Genomic DNA, 21,315 nt, shown 5'->3' on the forward strand with positions numbered 1-21,315 from the left:
AAGACAAAACCCCTACCTGCTTGCGCAGATAGGGGTTTTGCGAAATGAATCTTGACGATGACCTACTCTCACATGGGGAAACCCCACACTACCATCGGCGATGCATCGTTTCACTACTGAGTTCGGGATGGGATCAGGTGGTTCCAATGCTCTATGGTCGTCAAGAAATTCTGTAGCCAGAATGTCCAGATGGACAGCCCAGCGAATTCGGATATGCGATAGTTGTGATGTTGCGAACTTTCGGTTCTTTCGTCTTCACCACCACAATCTACAGAAGCAAATTGCTTGGGTGTTATATGGTCAAGCCTCACGGGCAATTAGTATTGGTTAGCTCAACGCCTCACAGCGCTTACACACCCAACCTATCAACGTCGTAGTCTTCGACGGCCCTTTAGGGGATTCAAGATCCCAGTGAGATCTCATCTTGAGGCAAGTTTCCCGCTTAGATGCTTTCAGCGGTTATCTCTTCCGAACATAGCTACCCGGCAATGCCACTGGCGTGACAACCGGAACACCAGAGGTTCGTCCACTCCGGTCCTCTCGTACTAGGAGCAGCCCCTCTCAAATCTCAAACGTCCACGGCAGATAGGGACCGAACTGTCTCACGACGTTCTAAACCCAGCTCGCGTACCACTTTAAATGGCGAACAGCCATACCCTTGGGACCGGCTTCAGCCCCAGGATGTGATGAGCCGACATCGAGGTGCCAAACACCGCCGTCGATATGAACTCTTGGGCGGTATCAGCCTGTTATCCCCGGAGTACCTTTTATCCGTTGAGCGATGGCCCTTCCATACAGAACCACCGGATCACTAAGACCTACTTTCGTACCTGCTCGACGTGTTTGTCTCGCAGTCAAGCGCGCTTTTGCCTTTATACTCTACGACCGATTTCCGACCGGTCTGAGCGCACCTTCGTACTCCTCCGTTACTCTTTGGGAGGAGACCGCCCCAGTCAAACTACCCACCATACACTGTCCTCGATCCGGATAACGGACCTGAGTTAGAACCTCAAAGTTGCCAGGGTGGTATTTCAAGGATGGCTCCATGAGAACTGGCGTCCCCACTTCAAAGCCTCCCACCTATCCTACACAAGCAAATTCAAAGTCCAGTGCAAAGCTATAGTAAAGGTTCACGGGGTCTTTCCGTCTAGCCGCGGATACACTGCATCTTCACAGCGATTTCAATTTCACTGAGTCTCGGGTGGAGACAGCGCCGCCATCGTTACGCCATTCGTGCAGGTCGGAACTTACCCGACAAGGAATTTCGCTACCTTAGGACCGTTATAGTTACGGCCGCCGTTTACCGGGGCTTCGATCAAGAGCTTCGCTTGCGCTAACCCCATCAATTAACCTTCCGGCACCGGGCAGGCGTCACACCCTATACGTCCACTTTCGTGTTTGCAGAGTGCTGTGTTTTTAATAAACAGTCGCAGCGGCCTGGTATCTTCGACCGGCATGAGCTTACGGAGCAAGTCCTTCACCCTCACCGGCGCACCTTCTCCCGAAGTTACGGTGCCATTTTGCCTAGTTCCTTCACCCGAGTTCTCTCAAGCGCCTTGGTATTCTCTACCTAACCACCTGTGTCGGTTTGGGGTACGGTTCCCAGTTATCTGAAGCTTAGGAGCTTTTCTTGGAAGCATGGCATCAACCACTTCGTCGCCTAAAGGCAACTCGTCATCAGCTCTCGGCTTTGAGATCCCGGATTTGCCTAAGATCTCAGCCTACCACCTTAAACTTGGACAACCAACGCCAAGCTGGCCTAGCCTTCTCCGTCCCTCCATCGCAATAACTGGAAGTACAGGAATATTAACCTGTTTTCCATCGACTACGCTTTTCAGCCTCGCCTTAGGGACCGACTAACCCTGCGTCGATTAACGTTGCGCAGGAAACCTTGGTCTTTCGGCGTGCGAGTTTTTCACTCGCATTGTCGTTACTCATGTCAGCATTCGCACTTCTGATACCTCCAGCAAGCTTCTCAACTCACCTTCACAGGCTTACAGAACGCTCCTCTACCGCATCACCAAAGGTGATACCCGTAGCTTCGGTGCATGGTTTGAGCCCCGTTACATCTTCCGCGCAGGCCGACTCGACTAGTGAGCTATTACGCTTTCTTTAAAGGGTGGCTGCTTCTAAGCCAACCTCCTAGCTGTCTAAGCCTTCCCACATCGTTTCCCACTTAACCATGACTTTGGGACCTTAGCTGACGGTCTGGGTTGTTTCCCTTTTCACGACGGACGTTAGCACCCGCCGTGTGTCTCCCATGCTCGGCACTTGTAGGTATTCGGAGTTTGCATCGGTTTGGTAAGTCGGGATGACCCCCTAGCCGAAACAGTGCTCTACCCCCTACAGTGATACATGAGGCGCTACCTAAATAGCTTTCGAGGAGAACCAGCTATCTCCGAGCTTGATTAGCCTTTCACTCCGATCCACAGGTCATCCGCTAACTTTTCAACGGTAGTCGGTTCGGTCCTCCAGTCAGTGTTACCTAACCTTCAACCTGCCCATGGATAGATCGCCCGGTTTCGGGTCTATACCCAGCGACTAAACGCCCTATTAAGACTCGCTTTCGCTACGCCTCCCCTATTCGGTTAAGCTCGCCACTGAATATAAGTCGCTGACCCATTATACAAAAGGTACGCAGTCACCTAACAAAGTAGGCTCCCACTGCTTGTACGCATACGGTTTCAGGATCTATTTCACTCCCCTCTCCGGGGTTCTTTTCGCCTTTCCCTCACGGTACTGGTTCACTATCGGTCAGTCAGTAGTATTTAGCCTTGGAGGATGGTCCCCCCATGTTCAGACAAAGTTTCTCGTGCTCCGTCCTACTCGATTTCATTGATAAGAGATTTTCGTGTACGGGGCTATCACCCACTATGGCCGCACTTTCCAGAGCGTTCCACTAATCTCAAACCAACTTAAGGGCTGGTCCCCGTTCGCTCGCCACTACTAAGGGAATCTCGGTTGATTTCTTTTCCTCAGGGTACTTAGATGTTTCAGTTCCCCTGGTTCGCCTCTTGCACCTATGTATTCAGTACAAGATACTCAGCTTATGCTGAGTGGGTTCCCCCATTCAGAGATCTCTGGATCACAGTCTGTTTGCCGACTCCCCAAAGCTTATCGCAGGCTACCACGTCTTTCATCGCCTCTGACTGCCAAGGCATCCACCGTATGCGCTTCTTCACTTGACCATATAACCCCAAGCAATCTGGTTATACTGTGAAGACGACATTCGCCGAAAATTCGCATGTTGCTCTTTCGAGCAGAACTCACAAATTTTACCTTAGCCTGATCCACCAGCAGTGAAACTGGTGTTCAGTCTATTTCTATCACATATCCGAATTTTTAAAGAACGATCTGACAAAAGCCAGAAATCAACATTCAAGCCGAATGTTCATTTCTAAGTTCTGACAAGTTACTGCAAAAGTGGTGGAGCCAAGCGGGATCGAACCGCTGACCTCCTGCGTGCAAGGCAGGCGCTCTCCCAGCTGAGCTATGGCCCCGTATTCTACGGCTGAACCATGTAATGGTAGGTCTGGGCAGATTTGAACTGCCGACCTCACCCTTATCAGGGGTGCGCTCTAACCAACTGAGCTACAGACCTATAACAGGGTCGCGTTACAGCATCGTCTTTATACAAAGAATCAAGCAATTCGTGTGGGAGCTCATCAGCAGGCTGATGTCGTCGATTAAGGAGGTGATCCAGCCGCAGGTTCCCCTACGGCTACCTTGTTACGACTTCACCCCAGTCATGAATCACACCGTGGTAACCGTCCTCCCGAAGGTTAGACTAGCTACTTCTGGTGCAACCCACTCCCATGGTGTGACGGGCGGTGTGTACAAGGCCCGGGAACGTATTCACCGCGACATTCTGATTCGCGATTACTAGCGATTCCGACTTCACGCAGTCGAGTTGCAGACTGCGATCCGGACTACGATCGGTTTTGTGAGATTAGCTCCACCTCGCGGCTTGGCAACCCTCTGTACCGACCATTGTAGCACGTGTGTAGCCCAGGCCGTAAGGGCCATGATGACTTGACGTCATCCCCACCTTCCTCCGGTTTGTCACCGGCAGTCTCCTTAGAGTGCCCACCATAACGTGCTGGTAACTAAGGACAAGGGTTGCGCTCGTTACGGGACTTAACCCAACATCTCACGACACGAGCTGACGACAGCCATGCAGCACCTGTGTCAGAGTTCCCGAAGGCACCAATCCATCTCTGGAAAGTTCTCTGCATGTCAAGGCCTGGTAAGGTTCTTCGCGTTGCTTCGAATTAAACCACATGCTCCACCGCTTGTGCGGGCCCCCGTCAATTCATTTGAGTTTTAACCTTGCGGCCGTACTCCCCAGGCGGTCAACTTAATGCGTTAGCTGCGCCACTAAAATCTCAAGGATTCCAACGGCTAGTTGACATCGTTTACGGCGTGGACTACCAGGGTATCTAATCCTGTTTGCTCCCCACGCTTTCGCACCTCAGTGTCAGTATCAGTCCAGGTGGTCGCCTTCGCCACTGGTGTTCCTTCCTATATCTACGCATTTCACCGCTACACAGGAAATTCCACCACCCTCTACCGTACTCTAGCTTGCCAGTTTTGGATGCAGTTCCCAGGTTGAGCCCGGGGCTTTCACATCCAACTTAACAAACCACCTACGCGCGCTTTACGCCCAGTAATTCCGATTAACGCTTGCACCCTCTGTATTACCGCGGCTGCTGGCACAGAGTTAGCCGGTGCTTATTCTGTCGGTAACGTCAAAACACTAACGTATTAGGTTAATGCCCTTCCTCCCAACTTAAAGTGCTTTACAATCCGAAGACCTTCTTCACACACGCGGCATGGCTGGATCAGGCTTTCGCCCATTGTCCAATATTCCCCACTGCTGCCTCCCGTAGGAGTCTGGACCGTGTCTCAGTTCCAGTGTGACTGATCATCCTCTCAGACCAGTTACGGATCGTCGCCTTGGTGAGCCATTACCCCACCAACTAGCTAATCCGACCTAGGCTCATCTGATAGCGCAAGGCCCGAAGGTCCCCTGCTTTCTCCCGTAGGACGTATGCGGTATTAGCGTTCCTTTCGAAACGTTGTCCCCCACTACCAGGCAGATTCCTAGGCATTACTCACCCGTCCGCCGCTGAATCAAGGAGCAAGCTCCCGTCATCCGCTCGACTTGCATGTGTTAGGCCTGCCGCCAGCGTTCAATCTGAGCCATGATCAAACTCTTCAGTTCAATACTGATTGGGTTTTTAAGAAACCCTAAACTTGGCTCAGCAATCTCAAATGACTATGTGATTTCTCGCATGGTCACTTGTGATGCTGATAATCTTTCTGACTATCAGTCCGTACTCACAAGCACCCACACGAATTGCTTGATTCGATTTGTTAAAGAGCGTTTGGTTAAGAGCTTTTCGTCTCAACCGAGGCGCGCATTCTACGCTTTCCTCAGAGCCTGTCAAGCGTTTATTTTGAAGTTTTTTGCGAGAAACTCGTTCAACTTCAAACACTTGGCTCGCTGCGATCTCTCGTAGCGGGAGGCGAATCATACAGCACTTAGAAGCGCTGTCAACCACCATTTCAACCGCTATCGATCAGGCGATCGAAGCACCACCAGTACTACCTGGATTAAGCAACTCTTTGAATTTCAAGGAGTTTCTCATTCCGACTACGCTGGAAGTGGGGCGCATTATAAGGGGATTCAAGAGGGCGTCAAGGCTTTATTTCAAATCACTGAACATACATGCAAGAAGGTGTTTTGGCGGGCACCTTGCACCTCACCTTTGCAATTGCGCACTATATTGCACACCCACACCCATCATTAAAAGGATTGCCGCGTACAAATGAACACCCAGCCCCGCAGCTTGGCCACCATGCTGTTTCCTATAGGCCTGCTGCTTATCGCCATGGCATCGATACAGTCCGGTGCCTCCCTGGCCAAAAGCATGTTCCCGATCATCGGCGCACAAGGCACCACAACCCTGCGCCTGATCTTCGCCAGCATCATCATGCTTCTAATTCTGCGCCCTTGGCGCGTACGGATGACCACCAAGACGCTGCGCAATGTGATCATCTACGGCATGGCCCTGGGCGGGATGAATTTCCTCTTTTATATGGCACTGCAGACAACACCACTGGGCATCGCCGTAGCCCTCGAGTTCACCGGCCCATTGGCCGTAGCGCTTTTCGCGTCGCGGCGCGCCATTGATTTCCTGTGGATTGCACTGGCAGTCAGCGGCCTGCTGCTGCTGATCCCGGTCGGCCATGGCGGCCAGCCCCTCGACCTCACGGGAGCCGCCTATGCACTGGGTGCCGGCGTGTGCTGGGCCCTGTATATCCTCTTTGGCCAACGCGCCGGAGCAGAACACGGGATTCAGAGCGCAGCACTGGGTGTAGTGGTCGCGGCGATATTTGTTGCGCCGATCGGTATCGTTCATGCCGGCACCGCACTGTTGACACCTGCGCTCATACCACTGGCCCTAGGGGTCGCAATACTCTCGACCGCCCTGCCCTATAGCCTGGAAATGGTCGCCCTGACCCGCATGCCAGCCCGTACATTCGGCACTCTGATGAGCATAGAACCGGCCATTGGTGCCCTTTCCGGTTTATTGTTCCTGGGCGAGTTGCTGAGCGTAACCCAGTGGCTGGCCATTCTCGCCATCATTGCCGCATCAGTGGGTGCCACGCTGTCCATGCGCCGCGACGCGAAGCCCCCTGTTGCAGCCGACTGATTTGAGAAATATTTTCATTTGACCCGGAATTGGCCATTGTAGCGCGCAGTCCTGCTGATTAAGCTGTCACAAAACCATAATCTTTACGCTATCTACTTGCATGCACACGGATGTCAAAGGCTATTCAGGAAGAACCGAAGCGATAACGACAGGGTCAGACAACTGATCAACCCTGCATTTAAGGACAGGAATGAAACGTATTTTGCTCATCCTGGCCGTCTTGGCCATTGCCGGATGTGCCGCAACGGCCAAGACTGAGGTCAAAAAAGGGAAGAAGGGCCTGCACATCAACTGCTCCGGCCTCTCCTCATCCTGGGACAAGTGCTACAGCAAGGCCGCCACGGCCTGCAGCACACGCGGTTACAAGGTCATCGCCCGTTCTGGAGACACCGACGAAGAGCCGGGTGATTACCTCTTCGGCATCAACCCAGCCGGGTATACCAGCCGCAGCATGATCGTCATCTGCAAGTAAACAGAAAGGGCAGCTCGTGAGCTGCCCTTCTTTTATCTACTGCCCACCCCGACTGCTCACAATGCTGCTGTGCGAGCTTCAAGCCAAGCCAATGCGTCGCCTGACAGCAGGGGAGCAAGGCGCTCGCGAACCGTCGCGTGGTAGCCGTTGAGCCACGCCAGTTCATCCTTGGTGAGGCACTCGGTGAGCAGGCAGCGTGCATCGATAGGGCATAACGTCAGGGTCTCGAAATCGAGGAAATCACCGAACTCACTTTTGCCCGATGCCCGGTTGACCACCAGGTTCTCGATGCGCACCCCCCAAGCGCCAGGGCGATAGGTCCCTGGCTCGATGGAACTGATCATCCCTTCCTGCATAGCGGTCTGCGGCGCGGTAGCAGCCTGATAGGCAATGACCTGCGGCCCTTCATGCACATTCATGAAATAGCCGACACCGTGCCCGGTACCATGGCCATAGTCGACCTGATCCGCCCAAATCGGCGCCCTCGCGATAGCATCGAGCAAGGGCGAAAGAATACCGCGCGGGAATGTGGCGCGTGACAGAGCGATCATACCCTTGAGCACCCGAGTGCAATCCTGCTTCTGCTCAAACGTCGGAGTGCCCACCGGAACCATCCGCGTGATGTCGGTGGTTCCGCCCAGATACTGCCCTCCCGAGTCGATAAGCAGCAAGCCATTGCCTTCAATGACCGCGTGAGATTGCTCGGTGGCACGGTAATGGGGCATTGCACCATTGGCATTGAAAGCTGCAATGGTCGAGAAACTCAGCGAGACGAAGCCGGGGCGCCGTGCACGCGCAGCACTCAGTTGTTCATCGATGGTCAGTTCGGTGATGGGTTCCTTACCTTGACTCGCCTCAAACCAGGCGAAGAACTCACACAGCGCTGCGCCATCCTGCTCCATGGTGTGGCGTATATGGACCAGCTCATCTTCACCCTTGCGTGATTTGCTCAATGTGGTCGGGTTCGGCCCTTCAATCAGCGAAACCTGGGGGCCTAGGTTCTTGAGCAGGCCACAGGTCACGCGCGCAGGATCGACCAAAAGCCGGCCGCCGGCAGGTACCTGTGACAGCGCTTCGCCGATCTCCGAATAATCACGCACCTCGATACCATCGGCTTCCAGTACATGGCGCAAATGCGCGTCAAGCTTTCCAGCGCCAACGAATAAAGCGGCGCGCCGCTGGCTGATCAACGCAAAGGAAACGAATACCGGGTTGTAGGAGACATCACTACCGCGCAAATTGAACAGCCAGGCGATGTCATCCAGGGTCGCAATGAAGTGCCAGTCTGCGCCCTTCTCTTCCATGGTGCGGCGCAACTGGGCAAGCTTTTCCGACCGACTGACTGTGGCGTGAGGCGGCAGGTGCTGATACACAGGGTTACTCGGCAGCGCAGGGCGCTCTTCCCAAACCTCGGCAAGCAAATCCTGGCTGGTTACCAAGCGAATGCCGCGCCCCCTGAGGCGCTCCTCGAGCTGGCGCGCAGACGCCAGCGCCATGACCGCCCCATCCACGGCCACTGTTCCTTTGGCCGGGACATTGTCGCCCAGCCATTCCAGCGCACCCGGCTTACCCGGCTGCAGCTTCATGAGTTCGATGCCGCTACCCGCCAACTCCTTGATAGCTTGCTCCCAGTAACGGCTATCGGCCCACACCCCTGCAAAATTTGCAGTGACCACCAACGTACCCACCGAACCATCGAAGCCCGACAGCCACCGCCGCCCCTGCCAATAGCCCGGCAGGTACTCAGAAAGATGAGGGTCGGCTGAGGGCACCAGCAGGGCATCGACCCCCTCCCTGGCCATTACCTCGCGCACACGCATCAGGCGCTCGGGAACCCTCTGCTCACGGGTGGTATGAACGTTCATTCGCACTCCTGCGGTAACATCTTGGTTGATCCAGATGCACGATAATGGAACAGCCAACCTCACCCTGCAATCGCGACGACTGACTCGCGGCCTGCAAGCCATCGTTGCGCGTGCAAAGGAACAGCGGTTCCTGCCACTACGAACCATCGATCGCTTCCACCTGAACTTCCCCAAACCATGGGCTTCACAATCAGTACATTCATTGCAGACAGGCTGATGCCCATGCCCAGCACCTGCGAATCAAAAGCGGGGGTCGTCCTCCTCGATGCTCGCGATCACACCCCTGAGCACGAACACGCAGTGCACCTGAAGCTGGCTGATGGCCTGGCCGAGCTTCTAGGGTGCGCGCGAGCAACCCCTGATCTGCCACCCAAAGCCGCCGACCACTATTACTACCTACCCACTGAAACCCTCATCGACCCGCAACGTTATGCCCACCTCGGCATCCGAACGGAACATGACCTGTTCGGGGGCTTGGTCAGTCATCCTTATATGGCAACCAAAGCGATCTCCCACCCGCTGCCTGCCAATGCCACCTTCCCCCCAGGCTGGACTGACGACTTCGCCCGCCAGGCCAGCGATGCCCTGCTGTGCGGTTACACCGTATTCAGCAAAGCCGATGCCCGGCGGGCCGCGCAGTTACTGCTGCGCGATGGCGCAGTACGGCTCAAGCCGGTGCTGGCATGCGCGGGGCGTGGGCAACAGGTGATCGTTCAACTGGATGAACTGGAACCATTGTTGGCCAACATTGATGATCAGGGCCTGGCCTTGTGGGGGCTGGTGCTGGAGGAGGACCTCAGTGAAGTGGAAACCTTCAGCGTTGGCCAAGTGCGTGTCGCCGGCCTGACCTGCAGCTACCTCGGCACCCAGCAGTTGACCCAGGACCACCAAGGTACCGAGGTATACGGAGGCTCCGACCTGCTGGTGGTGCGCGGCGACTACCAGGCCTTGTTGCAACTGCCACTGGAGGACCACCTGCGCCTTGCCATCAACCAGGCCCTGACCTATGAGCATGCAGCCGAGCAGCACTTCCCAGGCTTCATCGCCTCCCGGCGCAACTACGACATCGCCCGCGGCAAAAACCCTGAGGGCCACCTGCGCAGTGGCGTACTTGAACAATCCTGGCGTTTGGGTGGGGCCAGCAGCGCTGAGCTGCTGGCCCTGCAGGCCTTTGCCGATGACCCGGCACTGCAACGGGTGCGAGCCTCCACCCATGAAATATTCGGTACACCCAACCTTCCCACTGACGCCACCCTCTTCTATCAAGGAAACGACAGTGAACTCGGACAATTCTGCAAGTACGCGCGGATTCGCGAGTATGGCCATTCAGAGTGAAACCGTCGAATTGCAGGTCGACGACGACAGCATCGCCGGTACCTTGGTCAGCCCCGGAAGCAAGATGCCCGGGATCCTTTTCGTACATGGCTGGGGCGGTAGCCAGCAACGCGACCTTGCACGGGCCCGGCATATCACAGGGCTCGGTTGCGTGTGCATGACCTTTGACCTGCGGGGCCACGAAAAAACCGAAAGCCAGCGCCTTACGGTTACACGCGAGCAGAACCTCAAAGATTTGCTGGCTGCTTATGACCGCCTGGTCAGCCACCCCGCGGTGGACAACTGTGCGATCGCCATCATCGGCAGCAGCTATGGCGGCTACCTAGCCACCTTGCTGACCCTGCACCGCCCAGTGAAGTGGCTGGCTCTGCGCGTACCTGCGATGTACTGGGACGACGAATGGGACAAGCCCAAACAGACCCTGGACCGTCAGCGCCTGAAAGCCTACCGCCAGCGCCTGCTTGGCCCAGGTGACAATCGCGCCCTGGCTGCCTGCGCGGAGTTCGCTGGCGATGTGCTGCTGGTCGAGTCGGAACAGGACGACTATGTGCCGCACACCACGCTGATGAGCTACCGTTCGGCTTTCGTCAGCGCCCACTCGCTTACCCACCGCATCGTCGACGGCGCCGACCACGCACTATCGAGCGAGCAAAGCCAGAAAGCCTACAGTTCGATCCTCGCATCGTGGATCAGCGAGATGGTGATAGGCGCGCGCCTGGACCGCTATCCCCACTATGCCCCTTGGTATGCCTGAGGCGCGCCGACCTGGCAGTGCAGGCCACCGTCGACACCCCGCGCCAGGCTTCGTAACGCCTGATAAGCGGCAAAGTTGACGCTGCGCGCCTGATGTCGACGCACGATTTCGAGGAAGGGCTCTTCGACAAAAGACGCAGTTGCCGCTACCCAAGCCTGTCGTGATTGCCACTGTAGACACTGCAATACGCGGCTACCGTCATCGCTGGCCTGGATGCTGACTTCTTGCAGTCCCTCAAAACGCGAGGCCAGCTCCTCAGCGCGAATTACCAATGCGTGGGCAAGTGCCTCCTGGCGGGTGGCAGGCACTTCATATTCGATCATCTGGGTGAACCACAGCGGTTGCGGCATGGCCAACATGGGCAGTCTCCTTGCTCCGGACGCTTGCAGCGCGATGATCGGCAGGGTAAAACCTCCAGTTAACTCAAGGTCAAGAGCTTTTTCGCATGCCCAGACATACGCCGACCACCCACGAAAAGCTGCTCAGTGTCGGCCAGCTGGCCGCGCGCAGCGGTGTGGCGGTAACCGCTCTGCACTTTTATGAAACCAAAGGCCTGATCCAGAGTTCCCGCAACGCCGGCAACCAGCGCCGTTACCCACGGGCGATGCTGCGCCGCGTGGCGGTGATCAAGATGGCTCAGCGCTTGGGCATCCCGCTGGCCAACATCGCCAGGGCCCTGGCGACGCTACCAAATGATCACATTCCTACCGCCGAGGACTGGCGACGATTGTCCGAAGGCTGGCGCGAAGACCTCGATCGGCGCATTGGCGAAATGATCCTGTTGCGCGATCAACTTGACGGCTGCATCGGCTGCGGTTGCATGTCGCTGAAGGACTGCCCGCTTCGCAACCGCCAGGATCACCTCGCCGGCGAGGGGCCCGGGCCGCATCTGCCCTGAACTACGCATTCATCCCGCGCACCGCCTATAACTAATGGCACCCGATGCTACTGACCCAGGAGGCAGCATGAGCAAGCAGGCGCTGATTATCATCGACATCCAGAACGACTATTTCCCCGGAGGCAAGTGGCCCCTGGAAGGCGCCAACCCAGCGGCCGACAATGCGGCAAAGCTGCTGGCCGCGGCACGCCAGCGAGGCGACCTTGTGGTGCATGTGCGGCATGAGTTCGAAAGCGAAGACGCGCCGTTCTTCACTCCCGACACCCAAGGCGCTGCGATTCACGCAAAAGTCCAGCCGCTGGAAGACGAGCCCGTCGTGCTCAAGCACAAGGTGAATGCATTTCTTGATACCGATCTCAAGCGCACGCTCGATGACCAAGGTGTAAAAACACTCACCATAGTCGGCAGCATGAGCCACATGTGCGTCGATGCCGCCACGCGAGCAGCAGCTGACTTTGGCTACGATGTCACGGTGGCGCACGATGCCTGCGCCACCCTGCCCCTTGAGTTCAATGGCAAGCAAATACCGGCAGCCCAGGTGCACGATTCGGTGATGGCTGCACTCGCTTTTGCGTACGCCAAAGTGGTGAAGACCGATGAGCTTCTGAACAACTGACCGTTCAAATTACCACGTTGCGTACGAAGCGCGTCGGCACGGCACCATCGTTGCGGTAGGCATAGCGGCAGTTACTGGGAAATACATGGAACTGACCGACGTGCAGGCAGTGCTCGATCTGCTCGATGATCAGCGTCAGTTGCCCTTCAGCCACATAGATCTGCTCGCTCCAGCCCTCGGCATCGGCTTCACTGGTGTAGCACTCTCCCGGCGCCAGGGTCCACTCCCAGATCTCCACCTCTCGCCGAGCGGTGCTGCTGGCCAGCAGCACCGCCTTGCTCTGGGGATGCTCACCGGCCCAGGCCAGTTCGTCGATGCGGCTGGTATCGCGCTGGTCGGGCGCCTGGATCAGCCGGCTGAAGGCAACCCCCAACGCTTCAGCTATCAGGTCGAGCGTAGTCAGGCTGACGTTCTTCTCACCAGCCTCGATCGCCACCAGCATGCGCCGGCTGACACCTGAGCGCTCGGCCAAGGCACTCTGGCTCATCCCCACCGCATTGCGCAGACCACGAACGTTGAGGCTCACATGCTGGAGCACCGAAGCACGGTGCGCGGAATCTTTGTGCACTATATTGCTCACTTTTAAAGGTTGCGCAGTATACTGCCCACTTTGCGGCGATTGTGCGCTGCCACTTCCGAGTAAGCAAGACCATGAGCCAACCGATCAACCGCCAGCAGACCACCGTATCCTTGCGCCTGAGCAAGGCCGAGGTGCTACTGGTGTTCATCACCATGCTGTGGGGCGGCACATTCCTGCTGGTGCACAACGTCATGACCGTGAGTGGCCCGATGTTCTTCGTCGGCCTGAGGTTTGCTGCAGCCGCCTTGTTCGTCGGCCTGGTCTCGATACGCGCGCTGCCTGGGCTGACACTCACCGAATTGAAGGCCGGCGCGCTGATTGGTGCGACCATCATGCTCGGTTATGGTTTGCAAACCATGGGCCTGCAAACCATCAGCAGCAGCCAGTCGGCCTTTATTACTGCACTGTATGTGCCCTTCGTACCGCTGTTGCAGTGGCTGGTGCTTGGCCGTCGGCCAGGGCTGATGCCAAGCCTGGGAATCTGCCTGGCGTTCCTCGGCCTGATGCTGCTCGCTGGCCCCGAGGGCGGTACCCTGCGTTTCAGCGAAGGCGAAATCGTGACCCTGGTAAGCGCCGTGGCCATTGCGGCCGAGATCATTCTGATCAGCCGGTATGCCGGGCAGGTCGATGTGCGCCGCGTCACCGTAGTGCAACTGGCCACCGCCTCGCTGCTGTCGTTCCTGATGATCTTACCGACTCAGGAGCGCATCCCCGACTTCTCCTGGCTATTGTTGCTAAGTGCACTGGGCTTGGGTGCCATGAGCGCAGTGATCCAGGTGGCGATGAACTGGGCGCAGAAATCGGTATCGCCAACCCGCGCCACACTCATCTACGCCGGCGAGCCGGTGTGGGCTGGCATCGTCGGCCGTATCGCAGGCGAGCGTCTGCCCGGTGTGGCACTCATAGGCGGCCTGATGATCGTCATCGCCGTGGTGGTCAGCGAACTTAAAGTTCGACGCCTGCGCAATGAAAGCGAAGAGCTTGAGGTAGAGGGCGAACGCGAAGGCGGGCTGTAAAGTAGTGAACGGCAGCTATGCTCTGTAAAAAACTGTTATAAAAAAACAGCTTGTCACACCCTGTTTGTATGATTCTGCGACAGCTTGCGTGTTGGTGATCAACTGCACGGCACGTATGATCCTTGGCAAACCTTTCCAGAATAGAACGCTATGTCCTTGATAGTGCTACTGCTTCTGCCGTTCTTGGGCAGTTGCCTGGCAGCTGTGCTGCCGCACAACGCACGTAACGCCGAGTCCATCCTGGCTGGGCTCGTGGCCCTGGTCGGCACCGTCCAGGTAGCACTGCTGTACCCCCAGGTTGCCCACGGCGGTGTCATCCGCGAGGAGTTTCTCTGGCTGCCCAGCCTGGGCCTGAACCTGGTCCTGCGCATGGACGGCTTCGCCTGGCTGTTCTCGCTGCTGGTACTGGGCATAGGCACCCTGGTGTCGCTGTACGCGCGCTACTACATGTCGCCACAGGACCCGGTACCACGCTTCTTTGCCTTCTTTCTGGCGTTCATGGGCGCCATGCTCGGCCTGGTGATCTCGGGCAACCTGATCCAGCTGGTGTTTTTCTGGGAGCTGACCAGCCTGTTCTCGTTCCTGCTGATCGGCTACTGGCACCACCGCGCCGACGCCCGACGCGGCGCCTACATGGCGTTGATGGTTACCGGCGCCGGCGGCCTGTGCCTGTTGGTCGGCGCCCTGTTGCTTGGCCATGTAGTGGGCAGCTATGACCTGGACAAAGTGCTGGCTGCCGGCGAGACCATTCGCCAGCACGCGCTGTATCCAGTGCTGCTGCCCCTGATCCTGGTCGGAGCATTGAGCAAGAGCGCGCAGTTCCCCTTCCAGTTCTGGCTACCTCATGCCATGGCAGCACCGACCCCGGTTTCAGCTTATCTGCACTCGGCAACCATGGTGAAGGCCGGGGTGTTTTTACTGGCCCGGTTGTGGCCGGTGCTTTCGGGCAGCGAGGAGTGGTTCTGGATCGTCGGTGGCGCGGGGGCCATAACCCTGCTGCTGGGGGCCTTCGCAGCGATGTTCCAGAATGATCTCAAGGGCCTGCTGGCTTACTCGACCATCAGCCACCTGGGCCTGATCACGCTTCTATTGGGTTTGAATAGCCCACTCGCCGCAGTGGCCGCCGTGTTTCACATACTCAACCATGCCACTTTCAAGGCCTCGCTGTTCATGGCCGCCGGCATCATTGACCACGAAAGCGGCACCCGTGACATCCGCCGCCTCAGCGGGCTGATCCGTCTGGTGCCCTACACCGCGACCCTGGCGATGGTGGCGAGCGCCTCGATGGCCGGCGTGCCATTGATGAACGGTTTCCTGTCCAAGGAAATGTTCTTCGCCGAAACCGTGTTCATCAGCTCCACCGCTTGGGTCGAGGCCGCGCTGCCGGTAATAGCCACCTTGGCCGGCACTTTCAGCGTTGCCTACGCTTTGCGCTTCACCGTTGACGTGTTCTTTGGCCCTGCCGCCCAAGACCTGCCTCACACACCTCACGAACCACCACGCTGGATGCGCGCGCCAGTCGAACTGCTGGTGCTTACCTGCCTGGTGGTGGGCATTTTCCCTGCCCAGTCGGTCGGCCCGTTGCTGGCCGCTGCAGCCCTTCCAGTGGTGGGTGGTACTCTGCCGGAGTACAGCCTGGCCATCTGGCACGGCTGGAATGCCCCGCTGATCATGAGCCTGGTGGCCATGAGCGGCGGTATCGTGCTCTATCTGCTGCTACGCAACCAGTTGCGCCGAGGCCGCTTCCCGTATCCACCCCTGATCGAGCGTTTCAATGGCAAGCGCCTGTTCGAGCACGGCCAGGTGCACCTGATGTTACTGGCACGGCGCATCGAGGGGCTGCTGACCACTCGCCGCCTGCAGGCGCAACTGTTCATGCTGGTGCTTGCCGCCTTCCTCGCGGGGCTCACACCAATGCTGTACAGCGGCCTGAGTTGGGGCGAGCGCCCTAAAATCCCGGGCTCAGGTGTGTTCGTCGCCCTTTGGCTGATCGCTATCGCCTGCGCCATTGGCGCCGCCTACCAAGCCAAGTATCACCGTTTGGCCGCCTTGATCATGGTTGGCGTCTGCGGCCTCATGACCTGCATCACCTTCGTATGGTTCTCCGCACCTGACCTGGCGCTGACCCAACTGGTCGTCGAGGTTGTCACGACGGTACTGATCCTGCTCGGCCTGCGCTGGCTGCCGCGGCGTATCGAGGGCGTCTCACCGCTGCCCGGCAGCCTCGACCGTGCCCGCATGCGGCGCGTGCGCGACCTGCTGCTGGCAATCCTGGTCGGCGGCGGCATGGCGCTGCTGTCCTACGCCATGCTGACACGACCAACGCCGAACGACATTTCCTCGTTCTACCTGAGCCGAGCCTTGCCACAAGGTGGCGGTACCAACGTGGTCAACGTGATGCTGGTTGACTTCCGCGGCTTCGACACCCTGGGCGAGATCACCGTGCTGGTGGCCGTCGCCCTGACCGTATTCGCCCTGCTGCGCCGCTTCCGCCCACCCAAGGAGAGCATGCAACTGCCAGCTCAGCAGCGCCAGCTTGCACCCGACGTGGTCACCGACCTGATCAACCCGCGCCATGCCACCGACACAGCTTTGGGCTTCATGATGGTGCCTGCGGTGCTGGTACGACTGCTGCTGCCGATCGCCCTGCTGATCTCGATGTACCTGTTCATGCGGGGCCACAACCAGCCTGGCGGTGGCTTTGTCGCTGGCCTGGTGATGTCGGTGGCATTCATCCTCCAGTACATGGTCGCAGGGACCCAATGGGTCGAAGCCCAGATGAGCCTGCGCCCACTGCGCTGGATGGGCACCGGGCTATTGTGCGCAACACTGACAGGGGTCGGCGCCATGCTGCTGGGCTACCCGTTCCTGACCACGCATACCGCCCACCTGCACCTGCCAGTGCTGGGCGATGTGCATGTGGCCAGCGCGCTGTTCTTCGACGTGGGCGTGTACACCGTTGTGGTCGGCTCGACCCTGCTGATCCTCACAGCCCTGGCACACCAGTCGGTGCGAGCCTACCGCCCGGGTAATCCGTCCAAACCCAGCCAAGCAGGAGCCGCCTGATGGAAGAAGTCATCGCAGTCGCCATCGGCGTACTGGCAGCATCGGGCGTGTGGCTTATCCTGCGCCCACGGACCTATCAGGTGATCATGGGCCTGTGCCTGCTGTCGTATGGCGTCAACCTGTTCATCTTCAGTATGGGCAGCCTGTTCATCGGCAAGGAGCCGATCATCAAGGAAGGCGTGACACAGGACCTGCTGCACTACACCGACCCACTGCCCCAGGCGCTGGTTCTGACGGCCATCGTCATCAGCTTTGCCATGACCGCCCTGTTTCTGGTGGTGCTGCTGGCATCTCGCGGCCTGACCGGCACCGACCACGTGGATGGCCGGGAGCGTGATGAATGAGTGAGATGAGCCGACTGATCATCGCCCCCATCCTGCTGCCGTTGCTGACCGCAGCAGTGATGCTGATACTGGGCGAGAAGCACCGCCTGCTCAAGGCGCGCCTCAACCTGCTGTCCACCTTCAGCGGCCTGGTCATCGCCGTCAGCCTGCTGCTGTGGGTGCGCGTCCAGGGCCAGGCGGAATCGATCGGTGTGTACCTGCCGGGCAACTGGCCCGCGCCTTTCGGCATCGTGCTGGTGGTTGATCACCTGTCGGCGCTGCTGCTGACTTTGACCGGGGTCATCGGCATCAGCGCCCTGCTGTTCGCTCGCGCCCGCTGGGACAGCGCCGGCGCCAGCTTCCACGCACTGTTCCAGATCCAGCTGATGGGCCTGTATGGTGCCTTCCTGACAGCCGATCTGTTCAACCTGTTCGTCTTTTTCGAAGTGCTGCTAGCGGCCTCTTATGGCCTGCTGCTGCACGGATCGGGGCGAGCGCGGGTGCGGGCCGGCCTGCACTACATTGCCATCAACCTGTTCGCTTCTTCGCTGTTTCTGATTGGCGCCGCGATGCTTTACGGCGTAACCGGCACCCTCAACATGGCCGACCTCGCGCTGAAAGTACCGTTGGTGCCCGAAGCCGACCGTGGTTTGCTGCACGCGGGCGCGGCAATCCTGGCCATAGCCTTCCTGGCAAAGGCCGGCATCTGGCCGCTGAATTTCTGGCTGGTTCCGGCCTATGCCTCGGCCAGCGCACCCGTAGCCGCATTGTTCGCCATCATGACCAAGGTTGGCCTGTACGCTGTGTTACGGCTCTGGTCCCTGTTGTTCTCGGGTCAAGCCGGTGCATCGGCGCATTTCGGCGGGCAATGGCTGATCTATGGGGGCTTGGTCACGCTTGCCATCGCAGCCGTGTCGATACTTGCCGCACAACGCCTGGAGCGCATGGCAGCACTGAGCATACTGGTTTCGGCAGGCACCCTGCTTGGCGCGATCGGCTTTGCTCAGCCAGCCCTGACCGGAGCAGCGTTGTTCTATCTGGTCAATTCAACCCTGGCACTGTGTGCATTGTTCCTGCTCGCCGAGCTGGTGGAGCGCTCTCGCTCGGCCAATGAGCCACCACTGGAGGACGAAGAAGGCAGCATGCCCTCGCCACTCGAGTCGTTGCACCCACCTAAAGGCATAAACCTCGACGATGAGCAGAAGGCAGTCATAGGCCAGATCATTCCCTGGACCATGGCGTTCCTGGGCCTGAGCTTCATTGCCTGTGCGTTGCTGATCATCGGCATGCCACCGCTCTCCGGCTTCGTCGGCAAACTCAGCTTGATCAGCGCGCTGTTCAACCCACTGGGGTTGGGCGTGCCGGCCGAGCAACCACTGTCAGCAGCCGGCTGGGCGCTGGTAGCCCTGCTCATCCTGTCCGGCATGGCCTCGTTGATCGCTTTCGGCCGCGTGGGCATCCAGCGCTTCTGGAAGCCTGAAGAGCGGCCCTCCCCCGCGCTGCGACACTACGAATGCCTGCCGATCGTCATTTTGCTGGGCCTGTGCATCATGCTCAGCTTCAGAGCCGAGCCGCTGCTACGTTACACCCAGGACACTGCAGCCAGCCTGCAGACCCCTGACACCTACATCAGGGCCGTAATGGCTGTACAGCCTATCCCTGGCCCGACCACGCTCGACGCACAGGTGCAGCCATGAGCCGACTTTTCCCCGCACCGCTGTTGTCTGTAGCACTGTTCATACTGTGGTTGCTGCTGAACCTCTCGGTCAGCCCGGGTAATCTGCTGCTCGCAGCCGCGCTTGGCTTTCTGGCGCCACTGCTGATGGCACCGTTGCGCCCCCAGCACGCCCATGTGCGCAGGCCGCTGGTGATAGCGAGCCTGATTGGCCGGGTGGGTATCGATGTCATCCAGTCCAACCTGCAAGTAGCCCTGCGCGTGCTGCGCGCCGGGCAACATCCGCCTCGCTCTGCCTTTGTCCATATCCCGCTGGACCTGCGCGACGCCCACGGCCTGGCGGCACTATCGATGATCACTACCGTAGTGCCCGGTACCGTCTGGTCAGAACTGGCCCTGGACCGCAGCGTCCTGTTGCTGCACGTGTTCGACCTCAAGGATGAGAACGCTTTTATCGAGCACTTCAAACACACCTATGAACGACCGCTGATGGAGATTTTCCAATGACAGGCCTGCTAGCCTATGCAGTGCTCGCCAGCTTGTTCATCTTCGCCTTGGCCATGGGCCTGACGCTGATCCGGTTGTTTCGCGGCCCCTCCGCCCAGGACCGGGTACTGGCACTGGACTACCTGTACATCCTGGCCATGCTCATGATGCTGGTATTGGGAATCCGCTATGCCAGCGATACCTACTTTGAAGGTGCTCTGCTGATTGCGCTTTTCGGCTTTGTCGGCTCGTTTGCCCTGGCCAAGTTCTTGCTGCGTGGTGAGGTAATAGAATGACCGAAGTTCTTGAACTACCGCTCTGGCTCGAGCTAGTTACCGCTGCCCTGCTGCTGCTCGGCAGCCTGTTCGCGTTGATCGGGGCCATTGGCCTGCTGCGCCTCAAGGATTATTTCCAGCGCATGCACCCACCAGCACTGGCCTCGACCATCGGGGCCTGGTGCGTTGCCTTGGCTTCGATCATCTACTTCTCATGGCTCAAGCAAGGCCCTGTACTGCACGCTTGGTTGATCCCAGTTCTACTGTCGATCACATTACCGGTCACTACGCTACTATTGGCCAGGGCGGCACTGTTTCGCAAACGCATGTCCGGGGAAGCAGTACCCGAAGAAGTCAGTAGCGGCCAAGCGGGGGGCAATTGATGTGCGGCACGCTCATTCCTGGGTGATCCGCTGCAACTCCCGGCGCACCATGGCGACGTAGGGAGGCGGGCCTGATTGATAGAGCTGGGCCGCCACCCAAGTCAACCAGGCGGCCTGCATCTCATCGCGCCGCGCCAGCAAACGTTCTGCCTGAGCCACGGCCATGGCCTTATGTTGTCGATGGAACGCGGCACGGCTGCCATCCGCCTCCTGCCCCTCGTTCATTCACTCGCCTTGAACGTGGTCAACTCGCCCTTGCGCCATTTTGCGACCTTACCGGTCACGGCCTTGAGCAGCTTGCCAAGGCCCTCTTGGACTTGCTGTTGAGCCGCGAACACCAGCATTACGCCTTGGCCTTCACGGAACACGATACCTTCACCCTCCGGCACCGAGACAAAGGCATAGTCCCCCACGCCGTAGACGTTCAGTTTGATCTCACGAAAGCGCATTTCCAACTTGCCGCCTTCACGACTGGGCAATACGGCAGCACGAAAGTGGTCACCCACCTTCAATTCCAAACGCTGCTTGTCATCGACCACCAACGCACTCTCGGTGTCGATTTCGGCCATATAGAGGCCTTCAGGGTTCTGCTCGGTGACATAAACGAAGCGGCCCTGAAACAGCTTGGCCAACTTACCGCGCAAATCGCCAAGGGCGAACAAAGCGTGGGTATCCAGAGTACTGACTGCCAATGAAGTAATCCTCAAACCGGTAACATCCGCCCCCACTCACCACCGGTGAGGCACGGCCCTTTCATTTCGATAGGCGAAAAGAGTAATGAAGCGATGTGCATAACGTCTGTGCCTTCTGGCTATACAGCATGGAGGAAACTTTACTCCTGCTTGCCAGACT

Annotated in this window: 18 protein-coding genes, 2 tRNA genes and 3 rRNA genes; 13 read left to right on the top strand and 10 right to left on the bottom strand. The window is 58.2% G+C overall.

What is annotated here, in order from left to right:
• Positions 1–49: 49 nt before the first annotated feature.
• From rrf to ACMGF5_RS00025, 5 genes are all read right to left on the bottom strand, one after another.
• Positions 50–165: ribosomal RNA gene (rrf, locus tag ACMGF5_RS00005) — 5S ribosomal RNA — on the bottom strand.
• A gap of 131 nt (positions 166–296) precedes the next feature.
• Positions 297–3,188: ribosomal RNA gene (locus tag ACMGF5_RS00010) — 23S ribosomal RNA — on the bottom strand.
• 236 nt (positions 3,189–3,424) lie between these two features.
• A tRNA-Ala gene (locus ACMGF5_RS00015) sits at positions 3,425–3,500 on the bottom strand.
• A gap of 24 nt (positions 3,501–3,524) precedes the next feature.
• Positions 3,525–3,601: transfer RNA gene (locus ACMGF5_RS00020), tRNA-Ile, on the bottom strand.
• Between the two features lie 86 nt (positions 3,602–3,687).
• Positions 3,688–5,224, bottom strand: a 16S ribosomal RNA gene (locus ACMGF5_RS00025).
• Together the 16S, 23S and 5S rRNA genes with 2 tRNA genes alongside form the textbook arrangement of a ribosomal RNA operon.
• Before the next feature lie 607 nt (positions 5,225–5,831).
• Between ACMGF5_RS00025 and rhtA the strand changes: the two genes are divergently transcribed.
• Together rhtA and ACMGF5_RS00035 are read left to right on the top strand one after the other, a co-directional pair.
• Positions 5,832–6,719 (top strand): threonine/homoserine exporter RhtA, encoded by an 888-nt coding sequence (gene rhtA, locus ACMGF5_RS00030; RefSeq protein WP_046785186.1) that lies wholly within the window; start codon positions 5,832–5,834, stop codon positions 6,717–6,719.
• A 190-nt stretch (positions 6,720–6,909) separates the two neighbouring features.
• Positions 6,910–7,191 carry a hypothetical protein gene (locus ACMGF5_RS00035; protein ID WP_039602547.1) on the top strand — a complete coding sequence of 94 codons (282 nt, stop codon included), beginning with the start codon at positions 6,910–6,912 and terminating at the stop codon, positions 7,189–7,191.
• Between the two features lie 56 nt (positions 7,192–7,247).
• Here the strand turns inward: ACMGF5_RS00035 and ACMGF5_RS00040 are convergent, their stop codons facing one another.
• A complete protein-coding gene (locus ACMGF5_RS00040; RefSeq protein ID WP_115274325.1) occupies positions 7,248–9,056 on the bottom strand; it encodes an aminopeptidase P family protein in 1,809 nt (602 codons plus the stop codon).
• Between the two features lie 216 nt (positions 9,057–9,272).
• Here ACMGF5_RS00040 and ACMGF5_RS00045 point away from each other — a divergent pair, with 216 nt between their 5' ends.
• Together ACMGF5_RS00045 and ACMGF5_RS00050 are read left to right on the top strand one after the other, a co-directional pair.
• Positions 9,273–10,391 carry a DUF3182 family protein gene (locus tag ACMGF5_RS00045; RefSeq protein ID WP_115275506.1) on the top strand — a complete coding sequence of 373 codons (1,119 nt, stop codon included), beginning with the start codon at positions 9,273–9,275 and terminating at the stop codon, positions 10,389–10,391.
• Entirely contained in the window at positions 10,375–11,145 is a 771-nt protein-coding gene (locus ACMGF5_RS00050) for an alpha/beta hydrolase family protein (protein WP_174142513.1), read from the top strand. The genes ACMGF5_RS00045 and ACMGF5_RS00050 overlap by 17 nt, the downstream gene beginning before the upstream one ends.
• Here ACMGF5_RS00050 and ACMGF5_RS00055 read toward each other — a convergent pair.
• Entirely contained in the window at positions 11,124–11,504 is a 381-nt protein-coding gene (locus ACMGF5_RS00055; protein WP_115274323.1) for an antibiotic biosynthesis monooxygenase, read from the bottom strand. The two genes, ACMGF5_RS00050 and ACMGF5_RS00055, sit on opposite strands and share 22 nt — an antisense overlap.
• An 86-nt stretch (positions 11,505–11,590) precedes the next feature.
• On the opposite strand from ACMGF5_RS00055, the gene soxR reads away from it, so the two are divergent.
• Positions 11,591–12,043, top strand: coding sequence for a redox-sensitive transcriptional activator SoxR (gene soxR / locus ACMGF5_RS00060; protein WP_046785190.1), 453 nt, complete (start codon positions 11,591–11,593; stop codon positions 12,041–12,043).
• 67 nt (positions 12,044–12,110) lie between these two features.
• The gene (locus ACMGF5_RS00065) at positions 12,111–12,659 is read left to right on the top strand and encodes a cysteine hydrolase family protein (RefSeq protein ID WP_414157479.1); all 549 of its coding nucleotides are present in this window, start codon (positions 12,111–12,113) and stop codon (positions 12,657–12,659) included.
• A gap of 4 nt (positions 12,660–12,663) precedes the next feature.
• Here the strand turns inward: ACMGF5_RS00065 and ACMGF5_RS00070 are convergent, their stop codons facing one another.
• Positions 12,664–13,227 (bottom strand): helix-turn-helix domain-containing protein, encoded by a 564-nt coding sequence (locus ACMGF5_RS00070; protein WP_046785192.1) that lies wholly within the window; start codon positions 13,225–13,227, stop codon positions 12,664–12,666.
• A gap of 83 nt (positions 13,228–13,310) precedes the next feature.
• Here ACMGF5_RS00070 and ACMGF5_RS00075 point away from each other — a divergent pair, with 83 nt between their 5' ends.
• From ACMGF5_RS00075 to ACMGF5_RS00105, 7 genes are all read left to right on the top strand, one after another.
• Entirely contained in the window at positions 13,311–14,255 is a 945-nt protein-coding gene (locus tag ACMGF5_RS00075; RefSeq protein WP_115274321.1) for a DMT family transporter, read from the top strand.
• A 150-nt stretch (positions 14,256–14,405) separates the two neighbouring features.
• Positions 14,406–17,321, top strand: coding sequence for a monovalent cation/H+ antiporter subunit A (locus ACMGF5_RS00080; RefSeq protein ID WP_414157480.1), 2,916 nt, complete (start codon positions 14,406–14,408; stop codon positions 17,319–17,321).
• Positions 17,321–17,665, top strand: a complete 345-nt coding sequence (locus ACMGF5_RS00085; RefSeq protein WP_012315281.1) for a Na+/H+ antiporter subunit C — start codon at positions 17,321–17,323, stop codon at positions 17,663–17,665. Before ACMGF5_RS00080 ends, ACMGF5_RS00085 begins: the two co-directional genes overlap by 1 nt.
• On the top strand, positions 17,662–19,341 hold the full coding sequence (locus tag ACMGF5_RS00090) for a monovalent cation/H+ antiporter subunit D (protein WP_115274319.1): 1,680 nt from the start codon (positions 17,662–17,664) through the stop codon (positions 19,339–19,341). The genes ACMGF5_RS00085 and ACMGF5_RS00090 overlap by 4 nt, the downstream gene beginning before the upstream one ends.
• Complete coding sequence (locus ACMGF5_RS00095) at positions 19,338–19,826, top strand: Na+/H+ antiporter subunit E (protein WP_046785196.1); 489 nt, start codon at positions 19,338–19,340, stop codon at positions 19,824–19,826. Before ACMGF5_RS00090 ends, ACMGF5_RS00095 begins: the two co-directional genes overlap by 4 nt.
• Positions 19,823–20,101, top strand: a complete 279-nt coding sequence (locus tag ACMGF5_RS00100; RefSeq protein WP_012315284.1) for a K+/H+ antiporter subunit F — start codon at positions 19,823–19,825, stop codon at positions 20,099–20,101. The genes ACMGF5_RS00095 and ACMGF5_RS00100 overlap by 4 nt, the downstream gene beginning before the upstream one ends.
• Entirely contained in the window at positions 20,098–20,463 is a 366-nt protein-coding gene (locus ACMGF5_RS00105; protein WP_046785197.1) for a Na+/H+ antiporter subunit G, read from the top strand. The genes ACMGF5_RS00100 and ACMGF5_RS00105 overlap by 4 nt, the downstream gene beginning before the upstream one ends.
• 12 nt (positions 20,464–20,475) lie before the next feature.
• On the opposite strand, the gene ACMGF5_RS00110 is transcribed toward ACMGF5_RS00105, so the two are convergent.
• Together ACMGF5_RS00110 and ACMGF5_RS00115 are read right to left on the bottom strand one after the other, a co-directional pair.
• A complete protein-coding gene (locus tag ACMGF5_RS00110; protein ID WP_115274318.1) occupies positions 20,476–20,688 on the bottom strand; it encodes a hypothetical protein in 213 nt (70 codons plus the stop codon).
• The gene (locus ACMGF5_RS00115) at positions 20,685–21,155 is read right to left on the bottom strand and encodes a hypothetical protein (RefSeq protein WP_039602828.1); all 471 of its coding nucleotides are present in this window, start codon (positions 21,153–21,155) and stop codon (positions 20,685–20,687) included. The genes ACMGF5_RS00110 and ACMGF5_RS00115 overlap by 4 nt, the downstream gene beginning before the upstream one ends.
• Between the last annotated feature and the right edge of the window lie 160 nt (positions 21,156–21,315).

The sequence above is a fragment of the Pseudomonas sp. BNK-15 genome (genome assembly GCF_047456105.1).
In the GTDB taxonomy this organism is placed as follows: domain Bacteria; phylum Pseudomonadota; class Gammaproteobacteria; order Pseudomonadales; family Pseudomonadaceae; genus Aquipseudomonas; species Aquipseudomonas putida_E.